Annotated in this window: 13 protein-coding genes and 1 riboswitch; of the genes, 8 read left to right on the plus strand and 5 right to left on the minus strand. The window is 69.2% G+C overall.

What is annotated here, in order from left to right; translation table 11 throughout:
- A partial coding sequence (locus AC0IXR_RS00005) for a thioesterase domain-containing protein (protein ID WP_471759328.1) occupies window positions 1-1,023 on the plus strand: 1,023 nt, incomplete at its 5' end.
- Window positions 1,024-1,043: 20 nt separating this feature from the next.
- On the opposite strand, the gene AC0IXR_RS00010 is transcribed toward AC0IXR_RS00005, so the two are convergent.
- Window positions 1,044-1,826 (minus strand): GNAT family N-acetyltransferase, encoded by a 783-nt coding sequence (locus tag AC0IXR_RS00010; protein WP_471759329.1) that lies wholly within the window; start codon window positions 1,824-1,826, stop codon window positions 1,044-1,046.
- 535 nt (window positions 1,827-2,361) lie between these two features.
- Here AC0IXR_RS00010 and AC0IXR_RS00015 point away from each other — a divergent pair.
- From AC0IXR_RS00015 to AC0IXR_RS00045, 7 genes are all read left to right on the plus strand, one after another.
- Window positions 2,362-3,429, plus strand: coding sequence for a DUF2218 domain-containing protein (locus AC0IXR_RS00015; RefSeq protein WP_471759330.1), 1,068 nt, complete (start codon window positions 2,362-2,364; stop codon window positions 3,427-3,429).
- Between the two features lie 41 nt (window positions 3,430-3,470).
- A complete protein-coding gene (locus tag AC0IXR_RS00020; RefSeq protein ID WP_471759331.1) occupies window positions 3,471-4,760 on the plus strand; it encodes an MFS transporter in 1,290 nt (429 codons plus the stop codon).
- A 70-nt stretch (window positions 4,761-4,830) separates the two neighbouring features.
- A complete protein-coding gene (locus AC0IXR_RS00025) occupies window positions 4,831-5,646 on the plus strand; it encodes an ABC transporter substrate-binding protein (protein WP_471759332.1) in 816 nt (271 codons plus the stop codon).
- A 52-nt stretch (window positions 5,647-5,698) separates the two neighbouring features.
- On the plus strand, window positions 5,699-7,702 hold the full coding sequence (gene fhuB, locus AC0IXR_RS00030; RefSeq protein ID WP_471759333.1) for a Fe(3+)-hydroxamate ABC transporter permease FhuB: 2,004 nt from the start codon (window positions 5,699-5,701) through the stop codon (window positions 7,700-7,702).
- Between the two features lie 308 nt (window positions 7,703-8,010).
- Window positions 8,011-10,350 (plus strand): TonB-dependent siderophore receptor, encoded by a 2,340-nt coding sequence (locus AC0IXR_RS00035; protein WP_471759334.1) that lies wholly within the window; start codon window positions 8,011-8,013, stop codon window positions 10,348-10,350.
- A 97-nt stretch (window positions 10,351-10,447) separates the two neighbouring features.
- Window positions 10,448-10,647, plus strand: a riboswitch (cobalamin riboswitch).
- 298 nt (window positions 10,648-10,945) lie between these two features.
- Entirely contained in the window at window positions 10,946-13,147 is a 2,202-nt protein-coding gene (locus tag AC0IXR_RS00040; RefSeq protein ID WP_471759335.1) for a TonB-dependent receptor, read from the plus strand.
- The gene (locus tag AC0IXR_RS00045; RefSeq protein WP_471759336.1) at window positions 13,141-14,643 is read left to right on the plus strand and encodes a PepSY domain-containing protein; all 1,503 of its coding nucleotides are present in this window, start codon (window positions 13,141-13,143) and stop codon (window positions 14,641-14,643) included. The genes AC0IXR_RS00040 and AC0IXR_RS00045 overlap by 7 nt, the downstream gene beginning before the upstream one ends.
- Before the next feature lie 389 nt (window positions 14,644-15,032).
- Here AC0IXR_RS00045 and AC0IXR_RS00050 read toward each other — a convergent pair whose 3' ends face one another.
- From AC0IXR_RS00050 to pdxR, 4 genes are all read right to left on the minus strand, one after another.
- Entirely contained in the window at window positions 15,033-15,479 is a 447-nt protein-coding gene (locus AC0IXR_RS00050; protein ID WP_056428555.1) for a cupin domain-containing protein, read from the minus strand.
- 107 nt (window positions 15,480-15,586) lie between these two features.
- Window positions 15,587-16,612 (minus strand): methyl-accepting chemotaxis protein, encoded by a 1,026-nt coding sequence (locus AC0IXR_RS00055; RefSeq protein WP_471759337.1) that lies wholly within the window; start codon window positions 16,610-16,612, stop codon window positions 15,587-15,589.
- Complete coding sequence (locus AC0IXR_RS00060) at window positions 16,552-17,388, minus strand: nitrate- and nitrite sensing domain-containing protein (protein ID WP_471759338.1); 837 nt, start codon at window positions 17,386-17,388, stop codon at window positions 16,552-16,554. Before AC0IXR_RS00060 ends, AC0IXR_RS00055 begins: the two co-directional genes overlap by 61 nt.
- Before the next feature lie 244 nt (window positions 17,389-17,632).
- Complete coding sequence (gene pdxR / locus AC0IXR_RS00065; RefSeq protein WP_471759339.1) at window positions 17,633-19,186, minus strand: MocR-like pyridoxine biosynthesis transcription factor PdxR; 1,554 nt, start codon at window positions 19,184-19,186, stop codon at window positions 17,633-17,635.
- Between the last annotated feature and the right edge of the window lie 54 nt (window positions 19,187-19,240).

Consider the following 19,240-nt stretch of genomic DNA (forward strand, 5'->3'; position numbering starts at 1 on the left):
ACCGTGGTGGCTGACATCTGGGCCAAGGCGCTCGGCCTCCCCGCCATCCCCCCCGACCGGAACTTCTTCGAGGCGGGGGCGAACTCGCTCACCGCCCTGCGCGTCCTCACCGCCCTAGGCACGGCCTTCCCGGAGCGTAGCCCCACCATCGCCGACATCTTCAACAACCAGAGCGTCGAGACCCTGGCCGCCGCGCTCACCGCCGATGCGGTCGGCACCGCGCAGGTGGTGCGCCTACGGACGACCGGCGACCGGCCGATGCTCTACTGCTTCCCCGGCCTGATGGTGAACACCCGCGAATACGCGCCGCTGGTCCGCCGCCTCGGGCCGGACCAGCCGGTCACCGGCTTCGTCTGCTACTCCCTCACCGACGCGCGCAAGAGCGTGGTCTCGGTGGAGGACATCGCCGCGCGCTACGCGGAAATCATCGAGAAGGAGAGCGCCGGACGCCCCTGCACCATGCTCGGCTGGTCCTGGGGCGGCGTCCTCGCCTACGAGGCGGCGCGGATGCTGGGCTCGCGCGTCGACCTCGGCTTCGTCGGTATGCTCGACGTCTGCGACATCGATGTGAGCTTCGCCGTCGGCGCCCTGCCGGTGCTGACGCCGGAGCATCGCCGCCACCTTCAGGAGAACGTCGCGTCCTGGCTGGAGCGCTCGCCGATGAGGGCCGATTGGGAGGACCTGTTCCGGCGCATGGACCCGGAACTCCACGAGCAGTTCCTCGCCTATGTGGCGGCCGCCCCCGATCCGCTACCCCTCGACGGGCCGGGCGTCGGCAGCAAGGAATACGAACTCTGGACCTTCGTCGACAACACGCTGCTGTACCGCCGCTACCAGGCGGACAAATTCGATTGCCCGATCCGGGTCTGGCTCGCCGGCCGCTCGGTGGAGCGTGGCCTCAACCATGTGGATTGGGGGCGCTACTCCAACCGGGTGGAACAGGTGACCGTGATCCCCGACGTCACCCACCGGGAGATCGTGGATTCCACGATGTTCCACGACAGTTTCGCGGCCTCGCTGTGAGGGGCGAGACCGCTATCGCGTCATTCCGCGGACGCGTCGCCATGCGAGAACACCATCAGCGTCGGGCTCGCCGCCACGGTGAAGCCGAGGCCGGCATAGAGCCGCTCCACATGGCCGCCGGCCACACATTGCAGCATCACCGTCTCGGCGCCCTCCTGTCTGGCCGTCTCGATCGCCGCCCGCGTGACCAGGGCGCCGAGACCGCGCCCGCGGCGGCTCGCGAGACTGCCGACATTGTAGAGGCCCGCGAGGCCTCCCGAGCGGTAGAGCGAGGCGCAGGCGACCGGGACGCCGTCCTCGCTCACCGTGAGATGATGCGCCTCCACCCCCTCGACCGGCCGGGCCTCCCGCAGCACCGGCAGGAACACCGCCTCGGCGATCGCGTTCACGCCCTCGTCGTCGTAGAGGCCGCGACAGACCGACAGATACGCCTCGCCGGGCACGGCCTTCGCCTCCGCCGCGAGGGTCAGCCCGCCCGGCATGACCGGCGTCTGCGCCTGCCTGCAGTCGCGGACCATCCAGCGCGTCGGGAAGGCCGCCTGCAGGTCGGGACGGGTTCCGAGCCTCTCGCGGTCCCGGTCCTCGGTGACGAGAAGGGCCGGCAGGCGTTCGTGTTTCGCGGAAGCCGCCCGGACCCAGGACAGGTCGGTGGTCTCGACGCCGACATTGAAGCCCGGTTCCGGAATGGTGGCGGACCAGAGGTAGCGTCCGCCATCGGGCGCGGTTTCGACATCCGAGACGTAACAGCCCGACTGCATCAGGCAATGGGCGTCGAGTATCTCGCGAAAGGCGATTCCCGTCATGCATTCTCCAAGAAGAGTCTCATAAAAATAAGGCTTTATGCAGCAAGAGTATTGATCGGGTCAGGCTGCGAACGCCCAAGGATATGGGGTTTCATTTCGGTTTGTCCATATCTCAGTAGAGAACGAATCTATCTTGCAAATGGAATGATGAAAATCCGTGCCGGATATAGATGCGACTGGAAAGATTTACCTCGACATGGCAGGTCGACTGGATCTCTACCTGCCCAGTTCGAACGGCGCTCCGTCAGGCTGGCACCATCCCCTGCCTTGAAGCCACACCGACACCTGAGATGCGGAGAGCCCGATCGCCCCAGACTCACCCCTGGGTTGTGGGCGTGGCGTGAATCCAATACAGGTCCGAGTATCATGCTCATGATCCGGGTCGAGATCCATACTATACATGGTGGTTTGAACCGATGAAGGTGTCGGAATATTCAAGCGCTGCCTTGCGTTGCTCAGCTCTTTACGGTCATCGATCAAATCGAGGCTCGGCCTCATCTCGCCCCGCTCTCGTGGAGAACATCTCGTGATAGCCATGGCTTCCGAAGCCCAGGTCCGCCTCGCCGATGCCGGGCGCTACATCGCGGACCTGTGCGAGCATTTCCTCGAACACGACATCCCCGTGCTTCACGAGCCGGGACGCGGCCGGGTCGATTTCGATGTCGGGACCGGAACCCTCGTCGCCGCCGAAGGCCTGCTCGCCCTCAAGGCGGAGGCCGCCGACGAGACCTCCCTCGCCGTCGTCAAGTTCATGCTCGCCTCGCATCTGCAGGAGCTTCCCGGCGCGACGGACGCCTCCATCGTCTGGACCGGCGACGGCTGCGCCGACGAGACCATTCCGAGCCTGCGCGAGGTGACGGTCCGGCGCGTCGTCGATCTCACGCCGCATATGCGCAGGGTCACCTTCATCGGCGCGGACCTGGCCCGCTACGACGCGTTCGACATGCATGTGCATGTCATCATCCCGCCCGCCGGCCACGCGCCGCAATGGCCCGTGCCGGGAATCGACGGCATCCCGGTCTGGCCGCAGGGGGAGAGCGCGCCCTCCATGCGGACCTACACGATCCGCCGTATCGACGCGGCTGCGGGCGAGATCGACATCGACTTCGTCATGCATCACGACGCCGGTCCCGGCGCGTCCTTCGCGAAGCGCGCCAAGGTCGGGGACGTGGTCGGGCTGCTCGGCCCCGGGGGCCGCAGCGTCGGCGCGGCGGAGTGGTATTGTCTCGCCGCCGACGAGACCGGCCTGCCGGCCATCGGTCGCATCCTCGGGCGGTTGCCGGGCCATGTCGGCGGGGTCGCGGTGATCGAGGTCGATGGGCCGGCCGACGAGCAGGCGCTCGACCGGCCCGAGGGGGTGGAGCTGCGCTGGCTCCACCGCAACGGTGCACCGCCCGGCACGACCACGCTCCTGGCGGATGCGGTCCGGGCGATCCCGTTCCCGCAGGATCGCACGGTCTTCGCCTGGGCCGGCTCGGAATTCGATGCGTTCAAGGCCCTGCGGGCGCATTGGCGCAAGACCTGTGGCCTCACCCGTGACCAGCATCTCGCCGTGGCCTATTGGCGGCGCGGCGCCGACGAAGACGCCAAGGACGAGGATTGAAGCGTGATGTCAAAGAGCGTCATCCGAGGCGGCATGATTCCATGATGCTCGACCTGTCTCCCCTGCGGGCGAGCCGCGGGTTCCAGCTGCTCTATGCGGCGCGGGCTGCCTCGTTCCTCGCCTTCGGGGTGCTGGGCGTCGCCGTGAGCCTGCAGATGTACGCGCTGACCGCTTCGTCGCTGCAGGTGGCGTTCCTCAACGCGGCCGTCGCGGGATCGATGGCGCTGGCGCTCATCGTCGGCGGCTGGCTCGCCGACAGCTACGACCGCCGCGCGGTCATGGTCTGGTCGCGCACGGCGCATCTCCTCACCATCCTGATCCTCATGGCCAACGCGGCCCTCGCGGCGCCGATGGTCTGGCCGATCTACGCGGCGGCCGTGGTCGGCGGCTCGACCTTCGGCTTCGGCATGCCGGCGATCATGGCCGCGACCCCGGCGCTCGTCGGGCGCGAGCACCTGTCGGGGGCCGCCGCGCTCACCGCCGTGGCGGCGCAGGCGGGCGCCATCGCCGGACCGTTCCTGGCCGGGGCGATCACCGCCGGCGCGGGGCTCGTCGCGTGCTACGGCGTTGTCGCGCTCATCTCCGGCATCACGCCGATCGTGCTCGGGTTCCTGCCTCCGCTGCCGCCGCTGGCCGGCCCGTCCGCCGAGGCGCCCCTCCCCGCGCTCGCCGCCGACGAAGCCGGCTTCATGGGGGGCCTGCGCTACATCGCCCGCTCGCCCCTGGTGCTGAGCCTGCTCCTCGTCGATCTCGTCGCCCTGGTCTTCGCCGTGCCCTACGTGCTGCTGCCCGAACTAGCGACGCATGGGCTCGGCGGAGGGCCCGACAGCATCGGCCTGCTCTATGCCGCCCCCTCGGCCGGCGCACTCCTCGGCGCCCTGGCATCGGGACGAGCCGGCGCGAGCCCGTTCGCCGGGCGTTGGCTCGTGGCCTGCGTCGCTGTCTGGGCCTGCGCCTGCATCGCGCTGGGCTTCAGTGAGGGCATGGCTCCCGCCCTGTTCTGTCTCGCCACTCTCGGCGCCGCCGCGAGCCTCGCCGGCATCCTGCGCGCGGCCCTGATCCAGCGCGCGACGCCGGACGCGATGCTGGGCCGGGTGTCGAGCCTGTGGGTGCTGGAGGAGACGATCGGGCCGGCTCTGGGGGGGATGCAGGCGGGCACCACGGCCTATCTCGCCTCGGCGCGGATCGCCATGGCGGCGGGTGGCGGCCTCTGCCTCGCCGCCACCGCCGCCATTGCGGCACTCACGCCCGCCCTGCGGGATGCGAGCCTCGCTCCGGAGGCGAAAAGGAAGGCCGGCGATCTCGCCCTGGCTGCCGTCGATGCGCGCTAGAAGGGCCGTTGTCGGCTTGGCGGCCTGCTTCTTCGTGCTGGCCTGTCTGCCCGCGCGCGCGGAGAAAAAGATGCCCGCGCAGCCGCGCGTTGCGGCCCTGGACTGGAGCGCCGTGGAACTCCTCCTCGGCCTCGGCATCGTGCCGATCGCGGTGACTCAGCCCGAGAACTACAACCGCACCGTGGTGGAGCCGGCGCTCCCCGAAGGCGTGGTCGATCTCGGCCTCGTGGTGGAGCCCAACCTCGAACTACTGGCGGGCCTGAAACCGGACCTCATCCTCGCCAACCCGATCCAGGTGGCGACGCAAGGGAGCTTCCTGTCGCGCATCGCCCCGACGGAGGCGGTCTCCATCGCCAATGCCGGGGGCGATCCCTACGAGCGGGCGAAGGCGGAGACCATGCGCATCGCCCTGCGTCTCGGCCGCGTCGATGAAGCCAAGGCCCTGGAAGCACGCACCGAGGCGATTCTCGCCGCGGCGGGGGCGAGCGCCTGCCCAGCCGAGAGGCACCCGACCTTCCTCGTCTGGATCGTCGATCACCGCAACATCGTGGTCTACGGCCGCACCAGCCTGTTCCAGACCGTGCTCGACCGCCTCCGCATCGAGAATGCGTGGACCGGCGCCAGCAACGCATCCGGCTTCACGGCGGTGGGGATCGAGCAGCTCGCTACCGGTCCGGCCGATGCCCGCATGGTCCATGTCGGGCCGATCCGGTCGGATGCGGCCAAGGCGCTGGCCGGAAGCCGGCTCTGGCAGACGCTGCCGGCGGTGCGCGAGCACCATGTCGACGTCGTGCCGCCGGTCTGGTTCTACGGTGGGCTGCCGGCCATCGCGCGCTTCGCCGAACTGATGACCGATCTCTCCAAGCGGGATTGCCCCCGTGGCTGATGCGAAACTGGCCGGATCGGGCTTGGGTGAATCGGACTTGGGTGAACCAAACTTGGCTGAACTAGGCCTGGCCGCCCCCGCGCCGCGCCGCTCGCGGATCGGCGGAACATGGCTTCTCATCGGCGCGGTGGCCCTCGTGGCCGGGCTCCTCACCCTGCGCACGCTCACGGCCGACATGCCGCTCGGCCTCGCGCTGAAAGCCTTGTGGAGTCCCGACTGGACCGACATCGCGCAGGTCATCCTGCATGAGAGCGTGCTGCCGCGGATCGTCACCGCATGGCTCGCCGGCGGCGCCCTCGCTTTGTCGGGGCTGGTGCTGCAGCAGGTGCTGCGCAATCCCCTCGCTTCGCCCTCGACGCTGGGCATCTCGGCCGGGGCGCAGCTCGCCTTGGCCCTGGCCTCGCTGTTCGCGCCCGGCCTCTTCTCGCAGGGCCGGGAGGCCGTGGCGCTCACCGGCTCCGCCCTGGCGGTGCTGGCGGTCTTCGCGTTGGGGCGTGCCAAGGGCTTCGCGCCCCTGGGGCTGCTGCTGGCCGGGCTCGTGGTCGAGCTCTATTGCGGGGCGATCCAGACCCTCCTCGTGATCCTGCACCAGGAGCGGCTGTTCGGCCTGTTCGTCTGGGGGGCAGGCTCGCTCGCCATGAACGATTGGAGCGCGCCGGCCTATCTCGCGCCCCGCCTCGCCGTCGCCGCCCTCCTGGTGGCGCTGATGGCGAGGCCGCTCGCATTGCTCGACCTCGACGAGGCGAACGCGAAGAGCCTCGGGCTCTCCCTCGGCCGGGTCCGGTTCCTCGCCGTGGCCGTCGCGGTGGCGCTCGGCGGCTTCGTGGTGGCGGGGGTGGGCGTCATCGGTTTCGTGGGGTTCGCCGCGCCGATCCTCGTCCGGCTCACCGGCACGCGCACGCTGCGCGCCCGTCTCATCGCCGCGCCCCTGCTCGGGGCGGCCCTGATCTGGCTCACCGATTCCGTGGTCCTGGCGCTCGCCCCCATCGCACAGGTGCCGACGGGGGCGCTGGCCTCCCTCGTCGGCGTGCCAATGCTGCTCTGGCTGCTGCCGCGCCTGCGTGGCGTCGGCGCGCTGCATCGCCCGGAGGGCGGCGCCTCGGCCCGGCTCGCACGACCCTGGCGCCTGATCCTGGCCGGTGCGGTGTCGCTGGCCCTCCTCGTCTTCGTCGCGCTGACCCTCGGCCGCGACCCGGCCGGCTGGCACTGGAGCCTCGGGGCTGGCCTCGAAGAACTGCTTCCCTGGCGCCTGCCCCGTATCGCCGCCTCGCTCGCGGCCGGCGCAATGCTGGCCATAGCCGGCACCCTGCTGCAGCGGCTCACCGGCAATTCCCTGGCGAGCCCCGAAGTGCTCGGGATCAGTTCCGGGGCCGCCCTCGGCCTCGTTGCCGTCACCATCGTCCTCGGAACGCCGGACCGGATGGCGTTGCTCGGCGCCGGCAGCCTCGGGGCCCTCGCGACCCTCCTGGCCATCGCGAGCCTCGGCCGCCGTGCCGACACCGTGCCCGAGCAGATGCTGCTGGCTGGCATCGGCCTCACCACCGGGTTCGGCGCGCTCCTCACCATCCTGATGATCAGCGGCGATCCCTCCGTGGTGATGCTGCTCGGGTGGACGGCGGGGTCCACGGCGCGGGTGGCGCCGGAGGATGCCGTCGCTGCCATCGCCATCCTCGTCCTCGGAGTCGCCTGCCTTCCCGCCCTGACCCGCTGGCTCGAGCTGCTTCCCCTCGGCGCTCCGACGGGCCGCTCGCTGGGGCTCGGCCTGCGCCGCAGCCGTCTCGTCATCCTGGCCTTGGCGGCGATCCTCACCACCGCGGCGACCCTGGTGGCGGGGCCGTTGAGCTTCGTCGGCCTCGTCGGGCCGCAGGTGGCGCGCTTGGCGGGCCTGACCCGGGCCGCGCCGCAACTCGCCGGTGCGGCCATCGCAGGGGCGCTGATCATGGTCGCGGCGGATTTCGTCGGACGGATGGCGTTCTTCCCCTACCAGCTTCCCGCCGGATTGGTGGCGACCCTCGTCGGCGGGCCGTTCCTGATGTGGCTGCTGGCCCGCCGTTGATCGTCTTTCGACAAGTTTTTTGCGGCGCTTGAATTGAATTGTTCCAAAGAAGGGTTGTGTTTCTTAGGCAACGCCGCCGCAACTTTTGTCATTAAATCTCAACTTTGACTTGCTGACAAAGACGCCGTGTGGATTCGTCTTGTCGAGACCCGATCTTGTTTTTGAATCGTTCTACGCGATGCATCGACAAGGAAATCTCGTTCTTTACCAATCAGGTCTGCGCCGTATTTCCGACGATCAAGGTCTTCCCTATGTCTGATGGCATGTTGCTCTCTTCTGGCACGTTCTCTCACAAAGCCGTGAGTGGCATGCGCTGCCTCGCCGGCGTCTCGACCGTGGCGCTGCTCGCCATGGTTCCCGCCCTGTGGAGCGGGCAGGCCTCCGCCCAGGCCGCTTCGGGCGGCACGGCGGCGGTGCAGCTCGATACCTTGTCGGTGCAGGGCTCCGGAAATGGTTCGGGAGGCGGCAATGGCGGTGGCGTGACGGCCGCCAATTCCTACGTCGTGCCCAGGAGCATGTCGGGAACGAAGACCAACGCGACCCTGCGGGAGATTCCCCAGTCGGTGTCCGTGGTCACGCAGAAGCAGCTCGAGGATCGCGGCGCAGAGAACCTGGCCGATGCGCTCGCCTACAGCGCCGGCATCCTCGCGTCGCCCCAGGGGCAGGATGGCCGCTTCGACCAGCTGATCATCCGTGGCTTCGACCAGACACAGCGCGGCATCTACAAGGACGGGATGCGTCTGCCACAGACGAGCTTTTCCGGCTTCCCGATCGAGCCCTACGGCGTGGAGCGCATCGACGTGCTGCGCGGCCCGACCTCGGGCCTTTTTGGGCTCAACGATCCGGGGGGCCTCGTCAACTTCATCACCAAGAAGCCGACGGTCGAGCCGCTGCGGGAAATCTTTAGTTCCTATGGCAGCTTCAACCGCAAGCAGTTCGGCTTCGACCTGAGCGGCCCGCTCAACCCTGAGAAGACGATCCTCTACCGGATCACCGGCCTGCTGCGCGAAGGCGGCACGCAAGTGGATTACACGCCGCTGGACCGAATCTACATCGCGCCCGCGGTGACCTTCGCGCCTTCGGCGGATACCAGCCTGACGGTGCTCGGCAATTATCAGAGAGACCGCACCGGCGACACGTTCCGTGCCATCCCGCGCGAATACACCCGGGGCAGTAATCCCAATAAGTCGGAAATGCGCAGCCGCTTCCTCGGGGAGCCGGGCTTCTCGCGCTTCCTCGCCGAGCATTTCGAGGGCGGCTACCAGTTCTCACACCGGTTCGACGACCATTGGACCGTGCGCCAGAACCTGCGCTACGCCCATGCCTCGACCGACTACAACGCGATCTACTCCACGGGCGTCACCAATCCGGCGATGCCCAACACCGTCACCCGCGAGGCTCAGACCTGGCTTGAGGATTACGGCGTCTTCACCGTCGATACCCAGATCCAGCACGATGCGCAGTTCGGCAACATCAAGAACACCGCGCTGCTTGGGGTCGATTACAGCAAGATCAACAACAAGAGCGACCAGTACGGCGGTACGAGCTTCGGCCTGCTCGGGATCGGCCCGTTCGTCGGCCCGCTCAACATCCTCAATCCGGTCTACGGCCAGCCCGTCGCGCAACTTCCGCGCTCCCTCCTGTCACGGTTGCAGCAGGAGCAAGTCGGCGTCTACGCTCAGGATCAGGTCAAGTTCTACGATCGCTGGCTGCTCAGCATGAACGCCCGCTACGATTGGGTGACGACGAAGACCGATGCTCAGAACCCGGTCATCGATACCGTGCGCCAAATGCTCAACGCCGTCCCGTTCCCGAACGGCATTCCCACGAGCTTCGGCGCGAACCAGGACGCGCAATCCTATAGCGGCCGGGTCGGGCTCTCGTATCTCTTCGACAACGGCCTGACGCCCTATGTCTCGGCCGCGCGCTCGTTCAATGTGTTGCCGGTCTTCCTCCAGAACAGCACGATCGCGGTCGTGCCCGGCATCGGTGCGGTGCCGCTCACCTACAACATCACCCCGGCCAAGCCCGAGATCGGCGAGACCATCGAGGCCGGCGTGAAGTTCCAGCCGCCGGGCCAAGCCACCTCGGTTCTTTTCTCCGTGTTCAATACGAAGAAGACCAACGCCTTGTTCTTTAACCCCAGCGATCCGTTGCAGCAGGCCTTCTATCAGAACGGCGAAGTCGAGGTGAAAGGCTTCGAGAGCGAGGCCACCGTGGACCTCCTCGACGGCCTGAAGCTCATCTCGTCATTCACGGTCCTGCAGGCCGAAGTGACGAAGGACAATGCGCCGGACGGCAATCCCAGCGCGGTTGGGAAGCGGCCGATCCAGGTGCCGAACTTCACTGCTGCGACCTGGCTGGATTACACGATCCAGACCGGCATGTTCCGCGGACTCGGGATCGGCGGCGGTGTCCGCTACATCGGGGAATCGTTCGGCGATCCCCAGAACAACATCCGCGTGCCGGACTACGTCCTCTTCGACGCATCGCTCCGTTACACATACGAGAACTGGCGCTTCCAGGTGGCGGCCAACAACATCACGGACCGCGTCTATGTCGGCACCTGCTCGCAACAGGTCAATTTCGTCGGCTGCAATTATGGCGAAGGCCGCCGCGTGACGGGCTCCGTCACCTACCGCTGGTAGGCGATACGCATCCGATGAGATCGGCCCCGGATCGAACGGTCCGGGGCTTTTCTTTTGGGCTGTTGCCGTCACGTCGTTGACGCGGTCTCTCGTCCTCGACTAGCCTGACGATGACGGTTCCCCTTCGGGGGATCAAAAGGGAACGCGGTGAGGACGTTTTGTCCGATGCCGCGGCTGCCCCCGCAACTGTAAGCGGCGAGCCCATCATCAACACGTCACTGGGTCTTCGGGCCTGGGAAGACGATGAGAGGGCGTCGACCCGCGAGCCAGGAGACCTGCCGTCAGTCGTGGTCACACGCGAAACGCATCGGGCGGGGTGTCCTGGTGGGGTGTCGGGGCCCGCGCTCGCGTGGGGATCGGCTTCGTTCGCGGTGACGTGCCACTGCGCTGAGCCGCGCCTGCCGTTCGCCCGCGATGCCCGATCGTCCCTGTTCCTTCCATTGCAGACTCGCTCTACATCTTGCCCTCGGCGAGACCGTTTGGTCCTCCGCGCAGGCATTTTGCCCGGTTCGACGTATTGTAACGTTATAACATACGATCTAGCAGAGGGGGCGCGGCATTCGGCCAGCGATCACTCCGGTTTGCCAAAACGAACATGCCCACACAGGTCACCCACCGCGCCCCCGGGCGGATCTCCCCGGCCCGCGCCACCGCCCTGCTCGCATCGCTCCTCGGCTCGACCCTGCTCGCGGGCGAGGTCCGCGCCCAGGATTCCATCGGCCAGAATGCCGTCACCCTCGACCAGCTCACCGTGGAGGGGAGCGGGGTCGGCCTGACTCGCGCCAACCCGGTCGGGCTCAACCTCTCGACCCCCTCTCGCAGCGCCAGTCGCCTCGGCCTGACGCCGCTGGAGACCCCCGCCAGTATCGATGTCATCAGCGGCGAGACCGCCCGAATCCGCGGCCAGAACACGGTGGTCGAGGCGGTGACGCAGAACGCCACCGGCATCACCACCATCGCGTCGCCGGGCAACGGCAACGGCGCCTTCTCCAGCCGGGGCTTCGCCGGCCCGAACTCGATCCAGCAGCTCTATGACGGCACGCGGCTGTTCGTGGGCGCCGGCACGGTGACCTTCCCGTTCGACACCTGGAACGTGGAGCGGATCGAGGTGCTGCGCGGCCCGGCCTCCGTCCTCTATGGCGACGGCGCCATCGGCGGCGTGGTCAACGTGGTCTCGAAGAAACCGAGCTTCACGCCGATCCATGCCGCCCGCGCCGCTACCGGGTCGGACGGGCTCGCGCGCCTTGCCGTCGATCTCGGCGGTCCCATCGGCGATGCGGTGGCCTACCGCCTCAATGTCAGCGGCAACCGCGACGGCGGCTGGACCAGCCCGAATGGGGATTTCCGCAACCTCGCGGTCTCGGGCGCGCTGCTGTTCCAGCTCAACCCCGATCTCGCGGTGACGCTCAGCCATGATCTCGGCTACCAGGAGCCCGCGCGCTACTGGGGCACGCCGCTGGTCGATGGCCGGATCGTCCAGTCCCTGCGCAACAACAACTACAATGTCGACGGCGCGAAGATCGTCTGGGCCGACAACTGGACCCAGCTCAAGACCGAGTGGACGCCGAGCGCCGACATCACCATCCGCAACACCGCCTACCGGCTGCAGAGCCGTCGCCACTGGCTCGATGTCGAGCAGTACCGGTTCAATAGCGGTACGGGACGGATCGACAGGTCCGACTACCTTGAAATCTACCACAGCCAGGAGCAGGTCGGGAACCGCTTCGACGCCGCCTTCAAGGGCAACCTGTTCGGCTTCCGCAACGAGTTCGCCATCGGGTTCGACGTCAACCACGTGGATTTCCGCCACACCAGCAACTTCTCCAGCGCAGGCGGCGGCCTCGTCACCAGCGTCGATCCGTTCACCTACGATCCGGGCCTGTTCCCGGCCAATGGCCGCGCCAGCCCGGCCTATGCCACCAGCACCAACCAGGCCTCTGTCTTCGCCGAGAACCGGCTGATCCTCAGCGACCAACTCTCCTTCCTCACCGGAATGCGTTTCGATGCGCCGACCCTGCACCGCCGCAACCTGCAGACCGGCGACACCTTCGCGCGCTCGTTCGAGGCCCTGAGCTACCGGTTCGGCCTCGTCTACAACCCGACGCCGGATTCGGCCCTCTACGTGCAATACGCCACCGCCACCGATCCGGTGGGGAGCCTCATCAGCCTGTCGCAAACGAACGCCAATTTCGATCTCTCCACCGGCGAGCAGATCGAGGTCGGGGCCAAGGGCCTCGCGCTGAACGGCGCCCTCGAATGGACGGTGGCGGGCTACCGCATCGTCAAGGACAACCTGATCTCGGCGGTGCCGGGCCAGCCCAATGTCTCGACCCAGGTCGGCCGGCAATCCTCGCACGGGGTGGAGGGGGCGCTCGCCCTGCGCCTGCCCGATGGCTGGCGCATCGACGCCAACCTCGCCCTCCTGCATGCGCAATATGACGAGTTCCGGGAGGGAGCGGTGTCCTATGCGGGCAACCAGCCCATCGACGTGCCGGAGCGCGTCGCCAATGTCTGGCTCAATTGGGCCTTCGCCCACGACTGGGAGGCGCGGATCGGGCTGCAGAATGTCGGCCGGGTCTTCAGCGACTTCTCCAACACCGCGCCGCGGCCCGACTACACCCTGGCCCATCTCGGCCTCGACCATCAGGTCACCCCGGCCTCGCGCCTGAGCCTTCGCGTCTACAACCTGTTCGACACAACCTACGCGATCAGCGGCAACGCCGTGGACGGGATCGGTACCAACTGGATCCTCGGGCGACCGCGCTCGTTCGAGGTCGCCTACAGCTTCGCGTGGTGAGCCTGTTCAAGCAGGGCAAGCGGTGGCTGGTCCTCGGCCATCGCTGGCTCGGCATCGGCACCGGGCTGCTCTTCGCCCTCTGGATCGGCTCCGGGCTGGTGATGCTCTATGTGCCGTTCCCGAGCTTGACGGAGACGGAGCGCCTCGCGCGTCTTCGCCCGATGGCGTGGGAGGCAGTCGCGGTCTCGCCGGACGGCGCCCTGGCCGCCGCCGGGCTGCACGGCATGCCCCGCAGCCTCGATCTGGAAATGCGCGGCGACGAGCCGGTCTACCGGATATCGTCCGGCGACGGCCGCCGCATCACCCTCTCGGCGCGGACCGGCACGCCGGCCGGGCCGGTCGATGCCGAGGCGGCCCGGCGCCTCGCCGGGGCCGGGCCCGGCGCGTCCGTGGAGGAGGTCGCGCGCGACCAATGGACGGTGACGGCCCGCTACGATCCCCTGCGGCCCTTCCACAAGGTCGCATTGAACGACGCGGCCGGCACGGAGCTCTACGTCTCGCAAGGGACGGGGGAGATCGTGCTCGACACGACGCGGTTCGAGCGCGGCTGGAACTGGGTCGGCGCCGTCACCCACTGGGTCTATCTCACGCCGTTGCGTGCCCGCGCGGAGTTGTGGCGCGACGTGGTGCTGTGGCTCTCCGGCATCGCCGCCTTCACGGCGCTCACCGGCCTCGTCCTGGGGATCTGGCGCCTGCGCCTGAGGCGGCGCTACGCGCGAGGGCGCGTCACGCCCTATCGCGGGATGGCACGCTGGCACCATTTCGCCGGGCTTATCGGCGGGATCGGGCTCACCACCTTCATCCTCAGCGGCTGGCTCTCGATGAACCCGAACCGCTGGTTCACCTCCCTCGCGCCGACCGCCGACCTGCGCGAGGCCTATGCCGGGGCGGACAACCCTGTCGGCATCGAGACAGAGAGACTGCGGGCGATGGCCGCCCATGCGCCCCTCGGCCTGCATCTCGCGCGGATCGGCGGACACTGGGTCGCGATGGGGCTCGACCGCACCGGCAAACGGGCGATCGGAGACGCACCCTCGACCGCCCGGATCGCGGCGGCGGCCCGTCTCGCCATGGCGGGTGCGCAACTGGAGGGCGTCGAGCGCCTGGAATCCCACGACCTCTACTGGTCGCCGCTCACGAGCGGGACGCTCCCCATCCTGCGCCTGCGCTTTGCCGACCCGTCCGCCACCTGGCTGCATGTCGACCCGCGGAGCGGCGAGATCCTCAACCGGCTCGACCGCTCCGGCCGCGTCAACCGCTGGCTGTTCACAGCGCTCCACCGCCTCGACCTGCCGGTCCTCGTCGGCCACCCGCCGGCGAGGGACGCGGCACAATGGCTGCTGAACCTGCTCGCCGGAGCCTTGGTGATCACAGGGCTCGTCATCGGCTGGCGGCGGCTGACCCTGAAGGCCGGCACGCATTCCCCTCTCCCCGCACGCGGGGAGAGGGCCGCGACGACCCCGTCGTCGGCGCGGCAAGGCGGCAGCCGAGGGTGAGGGGGCGCGTCCGAAGGAGCCGCATCCGGAGATACCCCCTCACCCTCGCCCTGCCAGGCTCACGTCGCCTCCCGACGAGGGGAGGACGACGTCCTCTCCCCGCCCGCGGGGAGAGGGGGAACCCCGCCTCTTTTGAGTAGGGACGTGCCCTCAGACTGTTGGACTCGAAGGCCGGCGCGCATTCCCTCTCCCCGTACGCGGGGAGAGGGCCGCGTCTCCCCCTCGTTGGGGAGCGCGGCGAGGCGGCAGCCGAGGGTGAGGGGGCGCGTCCGGTGGAGCCGCATCCGGAGATACCCCCTCACCCTCGCCCTGACGGGCTCACGTCGCCTCCCGGCAAGGGGAGGACGACGTCCTCTCCCCGCCCGGCGGGGAGAGGGGGGGCGCGTTCCCTATTGCTGCTGGGCCTGCTGCGATTGGCGCATGAAGCTGTCGGGTGTGCCGGTGCCGTCCGAGACGAAGCGGATGTCGCGCGGTTCGCGACGGGGGGTGTCGACGGAGAGGAACACCATCGGCTCCTCCAGGATCTCCGGCACCGAATGCACCACGCCGCGCTGGAACATCACCAGCTTGCCCGGCCCCACCTCGACGGCGGGTTCGTCGGCGAACTTCATCATGCAGCGGCCGGAGAGCACGTAGAGATACTCGTCGCAGGAGGCGTGGCTGTGCGGCGGCGTCGGTGAATAGACCCGGAACACCCGCGCGCTCGCCGCTGGAACGTCGACGAACCGATGGTCGGCCACCATGGTGGAACAGGCCTCCGGCAGGGTTGCCACGGCGGCGGCGACGTCGAACACCGCATGGGCGGCCGTGCTGGAATGTGTCGGGTCCTTGTCCATCGCGCGTCCTGATGCTGTCCATCCGAGTGTCGGCACAGGATACCCGCTTTTCGCGCCCGCCCCAACGACGATGCCGCGATGCGCCCCAGGAAGACCGGCCCGCCCCCTCAGGCGGCCCGCACGGTCGCGAGGAAGCGGGCGACGTCGGTGCCGAGGCGGTCCGCCTGGCGGGACAGTTCGGCGGCGGCCGAAAGCACCTGGCTCGCCGCCGCGCCGATCTCGTCCGTGGCCCGTGCGGTCTGGTTGGCGAGTTCCTTGACCTCCGCGGCGACCACCGCGAAGCCGCGACCGGCCTCGCCGGCCCGCGCCGCCTCGATCGTGGCGTTGAGGGCCAGAAGATTGGTCTGGCCGGCGATCTGCGAGATCAGGACGACCACGTCGCCGATGCGGGAGACCGAGCCGTCGAGCGCCTGGACGAGGTCGGCCGTCCGGTTCGCTTCGCTGACCGCCCGGCGGGCGAGCTCGGCCGAGCCGTCGACCTGCCGGCTGATCTCGCTCACCGAGGCGCCGAGTTCCTCGGCCGCCGCCGCCACGGTGCCGACATTGGCCGCCGCCTCCTCGGCCGCCGCGGCGACGCTGGTGGATTGGGCCGCCGTCTGCGTCGCCGTGGCGCTCATGCTGCGGGCGGTGGCCTGAAGCTCGGTCGCCGAGGACGAGACCGTGACGACGATGCCGCCCACCGCCGCTTCGAGTTCGTCGGCGAGACTGAGCATGGCCTGCCGCTGCCGGGCCGCCACCGAGGCCGCCAGACGCTCCTGCTCGGCGCGATGCAGCCGGCGCTCGACGACGCTGTCGCGGAAGGCTTCCGCCGCCTTCGACAGGGCCCTGACCTCGCGCGGGCCGCCCTGGGGCACGGCGACATCCTCGTCCCCCCGGCCGATCGCATCGAGCACCGAGGCCATCCGGGTCAACGGGCGGGCGATGGCTCCGCCCAGCCCGAAGGCGAGGCTCACCGAGAGCAGGAACGTGGCAAGGCCGGCGACCAGCCAGGCCAGCAGCGCGCTCTCCGCCCCCGTCCGGTTCGCAGCGGCGGCGGCGACCAGATCGGCGCTCAGGCGGTCCTCGACCCCCTTCAGGCCGTCGATCCGCTTCGACGCGAGCTGGAACCAGAGCGGCGCGTCGCGGAAGGACACCTTTCGCCCAAAGCCGTGTCCAGCGCGAGGTTGCGCAGGCGCGCCGTCTCACGGGAGGCCTCGGAGGCTTCCACCGCGTCGAGCAGAGCCGCCTGGTCAGCCTCCGCTCCGGCGCGGAACCGTGCCTCGGCGGAGCTCTGTCCGCCGCCCAGGCCGGCGAGCCGGACGAGGGCCGGTTGGTCGAGGCGACCCGCCGAAAAGGCGGCGGCCCCCGCCGCGCGCTCCTGGCCCGCCTGCTCCTTCAGGGTGAGGAAGGCCGAATAGGCCGAGGCCCGCCCCGCGATGGCGGCATTGCCGACGAGACCCGCCATCTCGCGGACGATGGCGAGGCCTTCCGAGACCAGTCCGGTATAGAAGGCGGCGGCTTGCGGCCCGGCCAGTTCCAGCGCGTCGATGCGACGGCGCTGGTCCGCCAGCCGAGCCAGATCCTGTTCGAGCGCCTGCCGGCGGCGTCCGAAGGCCGGGTCGTCCAAGGCCGCTCTCACGTCGCGGATGCCGGCATCGGTCCGGCCGCGCTGGGCCGCGAGTTCGGGCGCGAACTGGCTCCCCGTCGAGCCGATGAACAGGCTCGACGCGCCGCGCTCGCGCTGGACCTCGTGCAGGAAGGCGCTGATCCGCGTGGCGAGGCCGGCCAGCGCCTCGACGCGGATCATCTCGTTGCGCTGCGTCGCCCGATCAGAGACCGCGATCGCCGTCACGGCTCCGAAAGCGAGACACGGTGCCAGGGCGACCGCAACGATGCGGGCGCGGAGCGTATTGAACCACTTGGAAGACATGCCGGCACCCTGATCGGCCAAGATGCTTCGATCTTTTCGGCGAAAACACATAATGAATGCTTTAAAAATGTTATGAATGCGATGAATGAGTTCTGTCGATGATTTCGAGAGCAGCGCGTGCATGCCTTGAGTTGCATGAATTGTCCGCTGTCCATTCTGCTAGTTGCTTGCTTGAACGGAATGTTTGGCGGACGGCATCCGCGCCGGCTGTCGACCGTCTCGGGACAAGGCCGGCACACCGCCGTCAGGCCTTGCCTCCTCTCGGCTTCAGCGCCTCGGCCATCCGTTTCACGGCCAGGGGGACGGCACGCTCCGGCACGCAGGCATAGCCGAGAAGCAGCCCCTGCTCGGCGCGCGCCGGATCGGCGAAATGCGGCGAGAGCGCTGTCGTGGCGATGCCGGCACGCGCGCAGGCTTCCACCGCCGCGAGATCGTCGAAGGCCGCCCCGGCCGGGGGCCGGGCCACCAGATGCATGCCGCCGTCGCGGGGCGGCACCTCCAGCAGCCCGCCGAGGAGATCGCGGGCTGCCGCGACGAGGGCGGCCTGTCGCTGCCCGTAGAGACGCCGCGTCCGGCGCAGATGCGCGCCGAAATGGCCCTCGTCGATGAAGCGGGCCAGCGCGCCCTGTCCGAGGATCGAGGCGAAGCCGCCGCTGCCCGTGAGGGCGCGCCGGACTGGCTCCACCAGGGTTTCCGGCAGGACGAGGTAGCTCATCTGCAGGGCCGGCATGAGCACCTTCGAGACGCTGCCGACGTAGAGAACGCGTCCGGCCCGGTCGAGGGCGTGGAGCGGCGCCAGCGGCCGCCCGGCATAGCGGTACTCGCCGTCGTAATCGTCCTCGACGATCCAGCCACCCTGCGCCTCCGCCCAGGCGAGGAGGGCGAGGCGGTTCTCCAGGCTCATCGTGGCGCCGAGGGGGTGGCCCTGGGCCGGCGTCACCACCGCCAGCCGCGCTCCGGGATCGATGGACCGCGCCCGCGCGATCGAGAATCCCGCCGCGTCGCAGGGCACCGGGACCGTGCGCAGGCCCGCCGCCCGCAGGGCATGGGCGAGGCCGGGAAAGCCCGGCTCCTCCAGATAGGCCGCCTCGCCGGGCTCGAGCAGAAGTTCGGCCAGGAGGCGGAGGCTCTGGCGGATGCTGCTCGTGACGATCACCGCCTCCTGGTGACAGGCGACCCCGCGCCCGGCCGACAGATAGGCGGCCAGGGCTCGGCGAAGGCGCGGCTCGCCCAAGGGGTGGAGCAGCGCGGGAGGGCCGGCCCGCCATTCGGCCTGGAGCAGGCGCGCCCAGGTTTCACGTGGAAACGCATCGAGGGCGGGACGGCCGAGGGCGAAGGCGTCGGGGATCGGAGGGGCGTCGCCCCGTGCCGAGGCCATGGCGGCCCCGCGGCGCGAGAGCACCGCCGTCGCGGGCGAGGGGCGGGCGGGGGAATCCGGATTGCGTGGGGCGAGGAGATCGTCGGGCAGGGTCTCGGCGACGCGGGTGCCGGAGCCCGCACGCGTAGTGAGGTAGCCTTCGGCCACGAGCTGCTCGATGGCGAGGAGGATCGTGCCGCGTGCGCAGCCGAGATCCTCCGCGAGGCTGCGGGAGGAGGGCAGGCGCTCTCCGGGCGGCAGGCGGCCCGACAGGATCGCGTCGCGCACGGCCTCCCGCACGCGCCCGTGCAGGCTCGTCTCCACTCGCCGGGGCCCGCCGGCCGGCGGCGGGTCGAGGGCGAGTTGGAGAGGAAGGGGAGGGCGGCGCCGGGTCGTCGTCGAACTGGTCCAGTCGGGATGCGGAAACTGGATCTTCCGCATGATCCGCTTCGCGTCAACAGAGGCGGCGAACACCACGCCCCGCCGAGGATCATC

The organism is Methylobacterium sp. AC832 (assembly GCF_979256025.1).

Bases quoted from the DNA above. Each gene is read 5' to 3' on its own strand.
- AC0IXR_RS00010 (WP_471759329.1), bottom strand. From the start codon at position 1,826: ATGACGGGAATCGCCTTTCGCGAGATACTCGACGCCCATTGCCTGATG.
- AC0IXR_RS00015 (WP_471759330.1), top strand. From the start codon at position 2,362: ATGGCTTCCGAAGCCCAGGTCCGCCTCGCCGATGCCGGGCGCTACATC.
- AC0IXR_RS00020 (WP_471759331.1), top strand. From the start codon at position 3,471: ATGATGCTCGACCTGTCTCCCCTGCGGGCGAGCCGCGGGTTCCAGCTG.
- AC0IXR_RS00025 (WP_471759332.1), top strand. From the start codon at position 4,831: ATGCCCGCGCAGCCGCGCGTTGCGGCCCTGGACTGGAGCGCCGTGGAA.
- AC0IXR_RS00035 (WP_471759334.1), top strand. From the start codon at position 8,011: ATGCGCTGCCTCGCCGGCGTCTCGACCGTGGCGCTGCTCGCCATGGTT.
- AC0IXR_RS00040 (WP_471759335.1), top strand. From the start codon at position 10,946: ATGCCCACACAGGTCACCCACCGCGCCCCCGGGCGGATCTCCCCGGCC.
- AC0IXR_RS00050 (WP_056428555.1), bottom strand. From the start codon at position 15,479: ATGGACAAGGACCCGACACATTCCAGCACGGCCGCCCATGCGGTGTTC.
- AC0IXR_RS00060 (WP_471759338.1), bottom strand. From the start codon at position 17,388: ATGTCTTCCAAGTGGTTCAATACGCTCCGCGCCCGCATCGTTGCGGTC.
- pdxR (WP_471759339.1), bottom strand. From the start codon at position 19,186: ATGCGGAAGATCCAGTTTCCGCATCCCGACTGGACCAGTTCGACGACG.